Below are 14,047 nucleotides of genomic sequence, written 5' to 3' on the forward strand. Positions count from 1 at the left end.
CACCAGCACCGCCCGTACTGCCTGTTCCAACCGAACCATCGCGTACGCACCGCAGCACCACCGCGGCACCCACGGCCGGCCGGAGCACCACCCGCGCAGGCCCCCGCACCACCCCGCTGCCCTCCGACCCCTCCACCCGCCTTACCCGCACCACCCGGTGAACCCGCCCGTTTGCGCTCCACGCTGCCCAAGCTGCCCCCGCGCAGCCGCAGTTGGAGCACCGCCGAGGAGATCCGTACATGGCGCCCACGTCCGATACGCCGCCCACCCCCGCCACACCCCTGCTCACCATGACGGGGATCACCAAGTCCTTCCCCGGCGTCCGCGCGCTCGACGGCGTCGACCTCGACGTCGTGGCCGGCGAGGTGCACTGCCTGCTCGGCCAGAACGGCGCCGGCAAGTCCACCCTCATCAAGGTCCTGGCCGGCGCCCACCAGCCGGACGAGGGCACCATCGTCTGGCAGGGCGAAGAGACCACGCTGAAGTCGCCCGTGGCCGCCATGCGCCTGGGCATCTCCACCATCTACCAGGAACTCGACCTGGTGCGGCACGTGTCGGTGGCGGAGAACGTCTTCCTGGGCCACGAGCGCTCCGCCGGCGGGTTCATCAAGACCCGCGAGGCGCACACCGCCGCCCAGGACCTGCTGGCCCGGCTCGGCCACCCGGAGATCTCCGCCGCCACCATCGTCGGCAGCCTCTCCGCCGCCGGCCAGCAGGTCGTCTCCATGGCCCGGGCGCTCTCCCACGACGTGAAGCTCATCGTCATGGACGAGCCGTCCGCCGCCCTCGACCCCGACGAGGTCGACAACCTCTTCCGCATCGTCGCCGACCTCACCGCGCAGGGCGTCGCCGTCATCTACATCTCCCACCGGCTGGAGGAGATCCGCCGCATCGGCGACCGCGTCACCGTCCTGAAGGACGGCCGCGCCGTCGCCCGCGGGCTGCCCGCGCAGAGCACGTCGACCGACGAGATCGTCACCCTGATGACCGGCCGGAACGTCGCGCACGTCTTCCCCGACCGGCCGGATGCCCCCGGCGCGGGCAAGCAGCCCGTGCTCGCCCTCGAAGGGCTGGCCAGGCAGGGCGAGTTCGCGCCGGTGGACCTTGAGGTCGCACCCGGCGAGATCGTCGGCCTGGCGGGCCTGGTCGGCTCCGGCCGCTCGGAGATCCTGGAGACCGTCTTCGGCGCGCGCAAGCCGACCGCCGGCCGGGTGCTCGTCGACGGCCGCCCGCTGCGCCCTGGCAGCGTCACCGCCGCCGTCAAGGCGGGCATCGGGCTGGCCCCCGAGGAGCGCAAGGCCCAGGCGCTGCTGATGACGGAGTCCGTCAGCCGCAACGTCTCGATCTCCTCGCTCCCCCGCTTCTCCACCGGCGGCTGGCTCGACCGGTCGGGGGAGCGGGCCGCGGCCCGGGAGGCCGTACGCGACCTCTCGCTGCGCCCCGACAACCCCGACGCCCTCGTCCGCACGCTCTCCGGCGGCAACCAGCAGAAGGCCGTGCTCGCACGGTGGCTGCTGCGCGACTGCCGGGTGCTGCTGCTGGACGAGCCGACCCGCGGCGTGGACGTCGGCGCCCGCGCCGAGCTGTACGCGCTCATCCGCAGGCTCGCCGACGAAGGCGTCGCGGTCCTGCTCGTCTCCAGCGAACTCCCCGAGGTCCTCGGCCTCGCCGACCGGGTCCTCGTACTCCGCGAGGGCCGGGTCGTGCACAGCGCCCCGGCCCGGGATCTCGACGAGCACCGGGTGCTCGACCTCGTCATGGAAGGGACCTCGTAAGTGCTGAGCAAATCGGACTCGCTTCCCGCCCCGGCGCCGGAGAAGCCGAAGGGGAACGGCCATGCCGCCGGCTGGCAGACCTACGTGGACCTGAGACTGGTGGCGCTGCTCGGCGTCCTCGGCGTGCTGGCCGTCGTCGGCGCCGTCACCAAGCCCGACCAGTTCCTGGATGTCGACAACGTCCGGCTCATCCTCGTCCAGTCGTCGGCGATCGGCGTGGTCACCATCGGCATGACGCTGGTGATCATCGGCGGCGGCATCGACCTCTCGGTCGGCGCCATCGTCGCCCTCGCCTCGGTCTGGGCGACCACACAGGCCACCCAGGACTACGGCCTGGCCGGCATGCTCTTCTGCTCCGTCGCCGTGGGCGTCGGCTGCGGGCTCGTCAACGGCGTGCTCATCGCGTTCGGCAACCTGGTGCCCTTCATCGCCACGCTCGCCATGCTCGCGTCCGCGCGCGGCTTCGCCGAGCAGATGAGCGACGGCGGGACGCAGATCGTCGAGGTCGACGCGGTGCTGGACCTCATGGCGGCGGACAACCGCATCCTCGGCATCCCGCCGCTGGTGCTCATATTCCTGGGCGTCGCCGCCCTGGGCTGGGTGGTGCTCAACCGCACCACCTTCGGCCGCCGCACCGTGGCGGTCGGCGGCAACCCCGAGGCCGCCCGGCTCGCCGGCATCGACATCAAGCGGCAGCGGCTGCTGCTGTACGTCGTGTCCGGCCTGTGCTGCGGCATCGCGGCGTTCATGCTCATCGCGCTCAGCGGCTCCGGCCAGAACACCAACGGCAACCTGTACGAACTGGATGCCATCGCCGCCGCGATCATCGGCGGCACCCTGCTCAGCGGCGGCCGGGGCACCATCACCGGCTCGGTGCTGGGCGTGCTCGTCTTCAACACCATCACGAACCTGTTCGCCCTCAACAACGTACAGAGCGCGGTTCAGGACATCGCCAAGGGGGCGATCATCGTCGCCGCCGTCCTTATCCAACACCAGACTTCGCGCAAGTCCTCGACGCAATGAAGGGTCGTAACCACATGCCCGAATCGCCTTTCAGCCGCAGAAACATGCTCTTCGGTGCCGCCGGTGTCTCGGCAGCCGCCTTCATGACCAGTTGCACCAGCAACGACGATGACGATGACAGCAGCTCGGAGCAGCAGCAGGCGAACGTCTCGAACGAGAAGCCCGGCAAGCCCGTCACCATCGGCTTCGCCGGCCCCGAGGCCGACCACGGCTGGCTCAACGCCATCAACGACAACGCGCGCTCGCGCGCGGAGAAATATGAGGACGTCACCCTCGACATCACCGAGGGGTCGAACGACACGGCCACCCAGATCGGCCAGGTCGACTCCCTGATCAACAAGAAGGTCGACGTCCTGGTCATCCTGCCGGCCGACGGCAAGGCGATGACGCAGGCCGGGCTGAAGGCCATGCGCGCCGGTATCCCCGTCGTCAACCTGGACCGGATCTTCGCCAACCCGCAGGCGTACCGCTGCTGGATCGGCGGCGACAACTACGGCATGGGCCTGAACGCCGGCCGGTTCATCGGCGAGCAGTTGAAGGGCAAGGAGAACGCGAAGGTCGTCGAGCTGGCCGGGCTCGACAACCTGGAGCTGACCCAGCAGCGCACGAAGGGGTTCGACGACGCGCTGAAGAACTACCCCAACATCGAGAAGGTGGCCCGGCAGGCCGCCGAGTTCACCGTCGAGTCGGGCCAGCGCAAGATGTCCGACCTGCTCCAGGCCGTGCCGGAGTTCGACGCCATGTGGAACCACGACGACGACCAGGGCGTGGGCGTCAAGCGGGCCATCGACCAGTCGGGCCGCGACGAGTTCATCATGGTCGGCGGCGCCGGCTCCAAGGCGGTGATGGACTCCATCAAGGCGGACGACTCGGTGATCAAGGCCACCGTCCTGTACCCGCCGACGATGGCCGCCTCCGCGATCGACCTCGCGCGCGCCCTCGGCCAGCAGAAGGGGATCTCAGGCATGGCCGAGTTCGAGATCCCGGCGTCGCTCACGCTGTACTCCGCCGTCGTGAGCAAGGACAACATCGACCAGTACCTGCCGACCGGCTTCAACTGACGGCAGCCAGCGCCAGGAGCCGCACGGCCTCCCGATCCCGGAACGACCGCTGCGGCGTGCCGGAAGCAGCCTACTGACAAGGAGTTCTATGTCCCACGACACGACCGCACCCGCGCTCGGCGTCGGCATGGTCGGCTACGCCTTCATGGGGGCGGCCCATTCGCAGGGCTGGCGGACCGCCGCCCGGGTCTTCGACCTTCCGCTGACTCCCGTCATGGCCGCGATCTGCGGCCGGGACGAGGAGCAGGTGGCCACCGCGGCCCGCAAGCTGGGCTGGGCCGCCGCGGAGACCGACTGGCGCCAACTCCTGGCCCGGGACGACGTGCAGCTCGTCGATGTCTGCACGCCGGGCGACAGCCACGCGGAGATCGCCATCGCCGCGCTGGAGGCGGGCAAGCACGTGCTGTGCGAGAAGCCGCTGGCCAACACCGTGGCCGAGGCCGAGGCGATGGTGGACGCCGCGGCCCGCGCGCGGGAGCGCGGGCAGCTCGCGATGGTCGGCTTCAACTACCGCCGGGTGCCGGCACTGGCGTACGCGCGTGAGCTGATCGCCGGCGGGCGGCTGGGTGCGCTGCGGCACGTGCGTGTGACGTACCTGCAGGACTGGCTCGTCGACCCGGAGTTCCCGCTGGCCTGGCGGATGCAGCGGGAGAAGGCGGGCTCGGGGGCGCTCGGCGACCTCGGCGCGCACATCGTCGACCTGGCGCAGTTCCTGACGGGGGAGACACTGGTGGGCGTCTCGGCGCAGACCGAGACGTTCGTCAAGGAGCGACCGCTGCCGTCCGCGGCGGCGGGGCTCTCCGGCGCGGCGGCCGGCAGCGGTGAGCGCGGTCCGGTGACGGTGGACGACGCCGCCCTGTTCACCGGCCGGATGGCCTCGGGGGCGCTGGCGTCCTTCGAGGTCAGCCGGATGGCCTCGGGCCGTAAGAACGCCCTGTCGGTGGAGCTGAACGGCGAGTCCGGCTCGCTCAGCTTCGACCTGGAGCGGCTGAACGAGCTGCAGTTGCACGACCACGCGGAGCCGGCGGAGACCGCCGGTTTCCGGCGGGTCCTGATCACCGAGCCGCAGCACCCGTACCTGGAGGCGTGGTGGCCGCCCGGCCACGGCCTCGGGTACGAGCACACCTTCGTGCACCAGGCCCGCGACCTCGTCCAGGCCATCGCCGCCGGCGCACAGCCCGCGCCGTCCTTCGCGGACGGGCTGCAGGTGCAGCGGGTGCTGGCGGCCGTGGAGGAGAGCGCACAGAAGAACGCCGTCTACACGCCCGTAGCACAGGCCGACCAAGCTTCCTGACCCGACCCCGGATCAGCCGACGACCCCGGAGGCACTCCGGAGAAAGAGGCAGCACACGATGCCCCGGTCCTTCACCTTGTTCACCGGCCAGTGGGCGGACCTCCCCCTGGAGGAGGTCTGCCGGCTGGCCCGCGACTTCGGCTACGACGGCCTCGAACTCGCCTGCTGGGGCGACCACTTCGAGGTGGACAAGGCCCTGAGCGAGCCCGGCTATCTCGACGGCCGCCACCAACTGCTGGAGAAGTACGGCCTGAAGTGCTGGGCGATCTCCAACCACCTGGTGGGCCAGGCGGTCTGCGACCACCCCATCGACGAGCGCCACCAGGCCATCCTGCCGGCCCGGATCTGGGGCGACGGCGAGCCCGAGGGCGTCCGGCAGCGGGCCGCCGCGGAGATCGCCGACACCGCGCGGGCGGCGGCGGCCTTCGGCGTCGACACCGTCATCGGCTTCACCGGCTCGTCGATCTGGCATCTGGTGGCGATGTTCCCGCCGGTGCCGCCGCACATGATCGAGCGCGGCTACCAGGACTTCGCCGACCGCTGGAACCCGATCCTCGACGTGTTCGACGCCGAGGGCGTGCGCTTCGCGCACGAGGTGCACCCGTCCGAGATCGCGTACGACTACTGGACGACGCACCAGGCGATGGAGGCGGTCGGCCACCGGCCCGCCTTCGGGCTGAACTTCGACCCCAGCCACTTCGTCTGGCAGGACCTGGACCCGGTGGGGTTCCTGTGGGACTTCAAGGACCGCATCTACCACGTGGACTGCAAGGAGGCCCGCAAGCGGCTCGACGGCCGCAACGGCCGGCTCGGCTCGCACCTGCCCTGGGGCGACCCGCGCCGCGGCTGGGACTTCGTCTCGGCCGGCCACGGCGACGTGCCGTGGGAGGACGTCTTCCGGATGCTCCGCTCGATCGGCTACGAGGGGCCGGTCTCGGTGGAGTGGGAGGACGCCGGTATGGACCGGCTGCAGGGCGCCCCCGAGGCGCTGCGGGCGCTGAAGGCCCTGGACTTCGAGCCTCCGCAGACGTCGTTCGACGCCGCCTTCGGCGGCGACTGACCGCCGCCGGAGGCGGGGAGCACAGCCCGGCGGCGGCACCTGCCGCCGGGCGGCTCCGGCATGTCCCGGCGATGACTTTGTCCCTATCAAGGATGAAGATAACTGAAGTCCTGTCAAAGGGCTTCTCTCTCCTGCAAAAGGCGGTTACGTTCCTGGAATGTCCCTGACATAAACCCCCCACTCTCGGCAGGAGAGATCAGGTGCACACCAGAAAGATCCGGAGAACCATCGGGAGGACGGCGGCGGCCCTGCTGGCCGTGCCAGCCCTCGTGCTGAGCACGTCCGCCACCGGCGCCGCCCACCCGGGCGAAGAGCACCCGGCCCCGGCGGCGGCGGAGTTCCAGCAGGTGACGCTCGCCAAGGGCGAGCCGGAGATGGGCGAGCCCATGTCGCTGGCCGTGCTGCCCGACCGGTCGGTCCTGCACACCGCGCGCGACGGCACGGTACGGCTGACGGACGCGGGCGGTACGACCAAGGTCGCCGGCAAGCTCGCCGTGTACAACCACGACGAGGAGGGGCTGCAGGGCGTCGGGGTCGATCCCGGCTTCGAGCAGAACCGGTTCGTCTACCTCTACTACGCCCCGCCGCTGGACACCCCCGCGGGCGACGCCCCCGAGACGGGCACCGCCGACGACTTCGCGCCCTTCGACGGCGTGAACCGGCTCTCCCGCTTCGTGCTCAAGGACGACGGCACGCTCGACACCGGCAGCGAGCAGGCGGTCCTGGACGTGCCCGCCTCCCGCGGGCTGTGCTGCCACGTGGGCGGTGACATCGACTTCGACGCCGAGGGGAATCTGTATCTGTCGACCGGTGACGACACCAATCCGTTCGCGTCGGACGGTTACACGCCGATCGACGAGCGGGCGGACCGGAACCCGGCGTTCGACGCGCAGCGGTCCGCGGGCAACACCAATGACCTGCGGGGCAAGGTGCTGCGGATCAAGGTCAACGCGGACGGCTCGTACGACATCCCGGCCGGCAACCTCTTCGCGCCCGGCACGGACAAGACGCGTCCCGAGATCTACGCGATGGGCTTCCGCAACCCGTTCCGGATGAGCGTCGACAACGCCACCGGCACCGTCTACCTCGGCGACTACGGCCCCGACGCCGGCACCGCCTCCGACACCCGCGGCCCGGGCGGGCAGGTCGAGTTCGCCCGCATCACCGAGCCGGGCAACTTCGGCTGGCCGTACTGCACCGGCGACAACGACGCCTACGTCGACTACGACTTCGCCTCCGGCGCCTCCGGCGGCGCGTTCGACTGCGGCGCTCCGGTCAACAACTCGCCGCACAACACCGGCCTGACCGACCTGCCCCCCGCCCAAGCCGCGTGGATCCCCTACGACGGCAACTCCGTCCCCGAGTTCGGAGGTGGCTCCGAGTCCCCGATGGGCGGCCCGGTCTACCGCCAGGCCGAGGTCGACCCCGACTCGCCCGTCGCCTTCCCCGCCGAGTACGAAGGGAACTTCTTCGCCGGCGAGTTCGGCCGCGCCTGGATCAAGCGCATCGAGCAGGGCGACGACGGCACCGTCTCCGCCATCAACGACTTCCCCTGGTCCGGCACCCAGGTCATGGACATGGACTTCGGCCCCGACGGCGCCCTCTACGTCCTCGACTACGGCACCGGCTACTTCGGCGGCGACGAGAACTCCGCCCTCTACCGCATCGAGAACATGACCGGCGGCGCCTCCCCGGTCGCCGAGGCCAGCGCCGACCGCACCTCCGGACAGGCGCCCCTGGCCGTGCAGTTCTCCTCCGCGGGCACCACCGACCCCGACAGCACCGACCTGACGTACGCCTGGGACTTCGGCGACGGCGCCACCTCCGACGAGGCCGACCCCGCGCACACGTACGCCGGGAACGGCACGTACAACGTCACCCTCACCGCCACCGACCCCGACGGCCTCACCGGCAGCGCCAACGTGCAGATCACCGTCGGCAACACCGCGCCCACGGTGACGCTCGGCCTGCCCCAGGACGGCCAGTCCTTCTCTTTCGGCGACGACGTGCCCTTCGAGGTCACCGTCACCGACCCGGAGGACGAGACCGTCGACTGCGCCAGGGTCCGCGTCGCCTACATCCTCGGCCACGACTCCCACGGCCACGAGATGACCAGCGCCAACGGCTGCAGCGGCACGCTGAAGACGGCCGCGGACGGCGAGCACGACCCCAACGCCAACCTCTACGGCGGCCTCACCGCCACGTACACCGACGGCGGAGGCGGCGGCCAGGGCGCCCTGACCGGGACCGACCAGGCCAAGCTGCAGCCCAAGCACCGCCAGGCCGAGCACTACGACAGCTCCGAGGGCGTCGCGCCGCAGAACAAGCCCGCGGCCAACGGCGGCAAGACGGTCGGCGACATCCACGCCGGCGACTGGATCGCCTTCATGCCCTGGGTCCTGTCCGACGCCACCGAGCTGACCGCCCGGATCTCCTCCGCCGGGGCCGGCGGCACCCTCGAGGTGCGCGCGGGCGGCCCCGACGGAACGCTCCTCGGCTCCACCGAGGTGCCGGTCACGGGCGGCTGGGACACGTTCCAGGACGTCACGGCGCCCCTGTCGGGCGCCCCGGACGGCACCACCGAGCTCTACCTCGTCTTCACCGGCAGCGGCACCGGTCCGCTGTTCGACGTCGACGACTTCACCCTCACCACCGGATAACCCCCCACCGCCCCGCCGGCTCCGGCCGGCGGGGCGTCCACCCACCGACCACAGCGAAGGAGCGCCCCATGAAAGCTCCCGGACGTATCGCCCTCGCGGCGGCTGCCGTCATGCTGACCACCATGGCCATGAACACCTCCGCCGTCGCGGAGAAGCCGAGGGACAAGGCGGAGGGCGAGCACGTGCTCGTCTTCTCCAAGACCGCGGGCTTCCGCCACGACTCCATCCCCGACGGCATCGCGACCATCCAGCAGCTCGGCGCCGACAACGGCTTCACCGTCGACACCACCGAGGACGCCGGCGCGTTCACGCCCGGCAACCTCCAGCAGTACGACGCCGTCGTCTTCCTCTCCACCACCGGCGACGTGCTCGACGACAGCCAGCAGCGGGCCTTCGAGGACTACGTGCGCGCGGGCGGCGGCTACGTCGGCGTGCACGCCGCGGCCGACACCGAGTACGACTGGCCGTTCTACGGCGGCCTCGTCGGCGCGTACTTCGACTCGCACCCGCAGATCCAGCAGGCCACGGTCAAGGTCGAGGACCACGACCACCCCGCCACCGCCCACCTGGGCGACGAGTGGGTGCGTACCGACGAGTGGTACAACTACCGCACCAACCCGCGCACGCAGGCCCGCGTCCTGGCCACCCTCGACGAGGGCTCGTACAGCGGCGGCAACATGGGCGACGACCACCCCATCTCCTGGTGCCAGACGTACGAGAGCGGCCGGTCCTTCTACACGGGCCTCGGCCACACCAAGGAGTCCTACGCGGAGCCGGAGTTCCGCACGCACCTGCTCGGCGGCATCCAGTACGCCGTCGGGGCGGTCGAATCCGACTGCGGCTCCACCGAAGTTGATTACACTCCGATCTTCGACGGCACGTCCACGGAGGGCTGGAAGCAGGCCGGTCCGGGCTCGTTCCGTCTGGAGGACGGCATCCTGACCTCGGAAGGCGGCATGGGCATGCTGTGGTACGAGGCCAGGGAGTTCAGCTCGTACTCTCTCAAGCTCGACTGGCGGATGGAGGGCGACGACAACTCCGGCGTCTTCGTCGGGTTCCCGCCCTCCGACGACCCCTGGTCGGCCGTGAACAACGGCTATGAGATCCAGATCGACGCCACCGACTCCCCGGACCGGACCACCGGTGCGGTCTACGGGTTCCAGTCCGCCGACATCGCCGCGCGCGACGAGGCGCTCAACCCGCCCGGGGAGTGGAACACTTTCGAACTGCGCGTCGAGGGCGAGCACCTGCAGATCTGGCTCAACGACGTGAAGATCAACGACTTCACCAACACCGACCCCGCCCGCAGCCTTGCGGACGGACATATCGGGATCCAAAACCACGGTGCAGACGACCAGGTGTCGTTCCGCAACATCCGGGTGAAGGATCTCCCGTGAACGCCGTGGGCGGGAGGTCGCAACGCCTCCCGCCCACGGGCGCACCGTGTATCTGAACTGAACACACGTGGGAGGCAGCAGCCGTGACGGTCCACAGACAACACACAGCTCCGCAACCGGCGACTCCGGCGACGGCCGATACCGGCGTCTGGCTCATCGGCGCCCGCGGCTCCGTCGCCACCACCGTGATCACCGGCTGCGCCGCCCTGGCCGCCGGACTCCACCCGCCGACCGGCATGGTCACCGAGACCGGGCCGTTCGCCGACTGCGGGCTGCCGGCCCCCGGCCGGCTGGTCTTCGGCGGCCACGACGTGGTCGGCACCCCGCTGCCCAAGCGGGCGGACGAACTCGCCGCCGCCGGCGTGCTCCCGCACGGGCTGCCCGCCGCCGTCGCCGCCGAACTGGCCGCCGCCGACGACGAGATACGCACCGGCGGCCCGCAGCCCGGCGAGCCGTACGACGAGGACGCGCTGATCGACTCGTACGCCGCCGACATCACCGACTTCGTACGCCGCCGCAACCTCGCCCGCGCCGTCGTCGTCAACGTCGCCTCCACCGAGCCGGTCGCCGCCGGCGACGCGCTGCCCGCCTCCTCCTGCTACGCCGCCGCCGCCCTGCGCGCCGGCTGCTCGTACGTCAACTTCACCCCCTCCACCGGCCTGCACCACCCGCGGCTGCGCGAGCCCGCCGCCGCCTCCGGCCTGCCGTACACCGGCCGCGACGGCAAGACCGGCCAGACGCTGCTGCGTTCGGTGCTGGCGCCGATGTTCCTGCAGCGCGCCCTCGAGGTGCGCGCCTGGTCCGGCACCAACCTCCTCGGCGGCGGCGACGGCGCCAACCTCGCCGGCGACCCGGCCGCCGCGGCGGCCAAGAACGTCGGCAAGGAGCGGGTCCTCGTCGACTCCCTCGGCACCGGCGTCGAGGGCGAGGTGCACATCGACGACGTCCCGGCCCTCGGCGACTGGAAGACCGCCTGGGACCACGTCGTCTTCGACGGCTTCCTCGGCACCCGCATGGTGCTGCAGACCATCTGGCAGGGCTGCGACTCCGCGCTCGCCGCGCCGCTGGTCCTCGACCTCATCCGGATCGTCACCCGCGCCCACGAGGCCGGGATGGCCGGGCCGGTGCCGGGCCTCGGGTTCTTCTTCAAGGACCCGGACGGCGGCCCGCCCGGGCTCGCCGACCAGTGGCGCGAACTGCTGTCGGTCGCGGAGCGGCTGCGGGTGCCGCAGTGAGCGCCGTGCAGCACTGGGGCGCCGCCCTGCCGCACCGCCCGCGGCGCGCCCTCGCCGCGGTGGCGGGCGCCGCCGGGCTCCTCGCGCTGGGCGCGGGGGCCGTGGCCCGGGACCGGCGGCCGGCCCGTAAGCCGGCCCTCGCCGCGCTGGCGGGCGCCGCGGGAGCGCTTGCGCTGGGTACGAGGGCAGCGGGCCGGCGCCCCGGGGGTGCGCCGGTCGTCGCCGCCGTCGTCTCCGGAGCCGTGCTCGGCGCCGGTGCCGCGCGGGTGGCCGCGCGGGTACGGCCGGGCCGTGCCGCTGGCCGGGGGAGCGTGCCTGCGGGCCCCGGGCCCGTCGCCGCCCTGGCCGGGGGAGCGGGGCTGCTCGCCGCCGCCGTCCCCGGCGCCGTGCTCCGCAGGACCCGTACCACCGGGCCCACCGAGCCGGAGGCCCGCAGCGCCCAGGGGCGCGGGCAGGCCGCGTCCACGGCCGCCCGGGTGCGTGCCTGGGCCGAACTCCTGCGCGTCTCCGCGCTGTTCACCGTCCCCGGCGACGCCCTCGCGGGCGCCGCCGCGGCCGGGCTGCGCCCCAACCGCGGCACCGCGCTGGCCATCGGCTCCTCCCTGTGCCTCTACGAGGCGGGCATGGCGCTCAACGACTACGCCGACCGCCACGTCGACGCCGTCGAGCGCCCGCACCGCCCGCTGCCCTCCGGCCGGATCACTCCACGCGCCGCGCTGACGGCTGCCGCCGCCCTGACCGCGGCGAGCCTCGGTCTGGCCGCCGCCGCGGGCCGCCGGCCGCTCGCGCTCGCCACGGCGCTCGCGGGGGCGGTGTGGGCGTACGACCTGAAGCTGAAGAACACCGCCGCGGGCCCCGCCGCGATGGCCGCCGCCCGCACCCTGGACCTGCTCCTGGGCGCGGCGGCCACCCAAGGCCGCGCGGCGCGGAAAGCCGTCCCGGCTGCCCCGGCCGCGCCACCGGCCGTCGGCACCGGCCGCGCCTGGCTCGTGAGCGGCGGCTACGCACACCCCGAAGCCGCGCGCGACGTACCCGCACCCGCCGCTGTGCCGCCGGCCGCCGCCGCGCAGTCCGGCCCGCTCCGCCGGCGCGCCGGCATCGGCGCCGGGCTGGCCGCGGCCGACGGGCCGGTCGCCGCCGCCGTCCTCCTCGGCATCCACACCTACGCGGTCACCGTCGTCTCCCGCCGCGAGGTGGAGGGCGGGTCGACGGCCGTGCCGCTCGCCGGCCTCGTCGTCACCACCGCCGTCGCGCTCACCGTCCGCCGCGGCAACGATCCGTACCCGCCCCCCGGTCCGCCGCCACGGACCGGCACCGCCGTACCGCCGGCCGGCACCTCACCGGCTGGGGGACCCCGGCTGGCGCTCACCCCCGGCGACCTGCTCGCCGGCGCGTACGCCGCCACCGCCGTCCGCCCGTACCTGCACGCCGCGCTCAACCCCAGCCCGCAGCTCACCCAGCGCGCCGTCGGCGGCGGCATCCGCGCCATGATCCCGCTGCAGGCCGCCCTCGCCGCCCGCGCGGGCGCGCCCGCCAGCGCCGCGGCGCTGCTGGCCCTCGTGCCCGTAGCCCGCAGACTCGCGCGGAAGGTGAGCCCCACATGACCCGGCTGCGCCTGGCCTACGGCACCAACGGCCTCACCGACCTGCGGCTGGCCGACGCCGTCGCGCTCCTGGCCGACCTCGGCTACGACGGCATCGCGCTCACTCTCGACCACATGCACCTCGACCCGCTCGCGCCGGACCTGCCCGCCCGCACGGCCACCGTGCGGCGGCTGCTGGCCCGGCACGGGCTCGCGGTGACGATCGAGACCGGCGCCCGCTACGTCCTCGACCCGCGCCGCAAGCACCACCCCACCCTGCTCGACCCCGATCCCGAGGCGCGCGCCGTCCGCTCCCGGCTGCTGCGCACCGCCGTGAACGTCGCCGCCGAGCTGGGTGCCAACGCCGTGCACTGCTTCAGCGGCACCCGCCCGTTCGGGGTGGCGGAGCCCGACGCCTGGAAGCGGCTGGGCGCCGAGCTGGCCCCGGTGCTCCAGGCCGCGGACGCCGCCGGCGTGCCGCTCGCCGTCGAGCCGGAGCCCGGCCATCTGCTCTACGACCTCGCCGGGTTCCACCGGCTGCGCGAGGAGGTGGGCGACGCGCCGGCGCTGGCGCTGACCCTGGACATCGGGCACTGCCAGTGCCTGGAGGAGGCGCTGCCCGCCGACTGCGTACGGGCCGCCGCGCCCTGGCTCGCCCATGTGCAGATCGAGGACATGTGCCGGGGCGTGCACGAGCACCTGCCGTTCGGCGAGGGCGAGATCGGCTTCCCGTCGGTGCTCGAAGCCCTGCAGACCACCGGCTACCAGGGCCTGATCAGCGTCGAGCTGCCCCGGCACTCGCACGCGGGACCCGAGCTGGCGGCCAGCTCCATCCGCTTCCTGCGCGCGGCGGAGGAAGAGGCGCGGGCGAGAGGGACGGTGCCGTGCTGACGGCCTCGTACGCACCCGCCCGAGCCGCCGCCCGGCACGCCGGGACCCGCCCGCCGCGCGCCACACCCG

At 72.8% G+C, this 14,047-nt stretch carries 10 protein-coding genes; all 10 read left to right on the forward strand.

The annotated features are described in order from the left end of the window. The first annotated feature begins 239 nt into the window (after positions 1 to 239). Entirely contained in the window at positions 240 to 1,775 is a 1,536-nt protein-coding gene (locus B124_RS09315; protein WP_496502229.1) for a sugar ABC transporter ATP-binding protein, read from the forward strand. Continuing rightward, entirely contained in the window at positions 1,776 to 2,798 is a 1,023-nt protein-coding gene (locus B124_RS09320; protein WP_496502230.1) for an ABC transporter permease, read from the forward strand. Between the two features lie 14 nt (positions 2,799 to 2,812). Continuing rightward, positions 2,813 to 3,859, forward strand: coding sequence for a substrate-binding domain-containing protein (locus B124_RS09325; RefSeq protein ID WP_496502231.1), 1,047 nt, complete (start codon positions 2,813 to 2,815; stop codon positions 3,857 to 3,859). A gap of 88 nt (positions 3,860 to 3,947) precedes the next feature. Next, complete coding sequence (locus B124_RS09330; RefSeq protein ID WP_496502232.1) at positions 3,948 to 5,153, forward strand: Gfo/Idh/MocA family protein; 1,206 nt, start codon at positions 3,948 to 3,950, stop codon at positions 5,151 to 5,153. 58 nt (positions 5,154 to 5,211) lie between these two features. Further along, the gene (locus B124_RS09335; protein ID WP_496502233.1) at positions 5,212 to 6,213 is read left to right on the forward strand and encodes a sugar phosphate isomerase/epimerase family protein; all 1,002 of its coding nucleotides are present in this window, start codon (positions 5,212 to 5,214) and stop codon (positions 6,211 to 6,213) included. 200 nt (positions 6,214 to 6,413) lie between these two features. Further along, entirely contained in the window at positions 6,414 to 8,873 is a 2,460-nt protein-coding gene (locus B124_RS09340) for a PQQ-dependent sugar dehydrogenase (RefSeq protein WP_496502234.1), read from the forward strand. 68 nt (positions 8,874 to 8,941) lie between these two features. Further along, on the forward strand, positions 8,942 to 10,270 hold the full coding sequence (locus tag B124_RS09345) for a ThuA domain-containing protein (RefSeq protein WP_496502235.1): 1,329 nt from the start codon (positions 8,942 to 8,944) through the stop codon (positions 10,268 to 10,270). An 83-nt stretch (positions 10,271 to 10,353) separates the two neighbouring features. Continuing rightward, positions 10,354 to 11,505: an inositol-3-phosphate synthase gene (locus B124_RS09350; protein WP_496502236.1), complete on the forward strand. Its 1,152-nt coding sequence runs from the start codon at positions 10,354 to 10,356 to the stop codon at positions 11,503 to 11,505. Next, positions 11,502 to 13,109 carry an SCO3242 family prenyltransferase gene (locus B124_RS09355; RefSeq protein ID WP_496502237.1) on the forward strand — a complete coding sequence of 536 codons (1,608 nt, stop codon included), beginning with the start codon at positions 11,502 to 11,504 and terminating at the stop codon, positions 13,107 to 13,109. The genes B124_RS09350 and B124_RS09355 overlap by 4 nt, the downstream gene beginning before the upstream one ends. Next, a complete protein-coding gene (locus B124_RS09360; RefSeq protein WP_496502238.1) occupies positions 13,106 to 13,978 on the forward strand; it encodes a sugar phosphate isomerase/epimerase family protein in 873 nt (290 codons plus the stop codon). The genes B124_RS09355 and B124_RS09360 overlap by 4 nt, the downstream gene beginning before the upstream one ends. Positions 13,979 to 14,047: the final 69 nt, after the last annotated feature.

It is taken from the genome of Streptomyces sp. CNP082, from assembly GCF_059570535.1.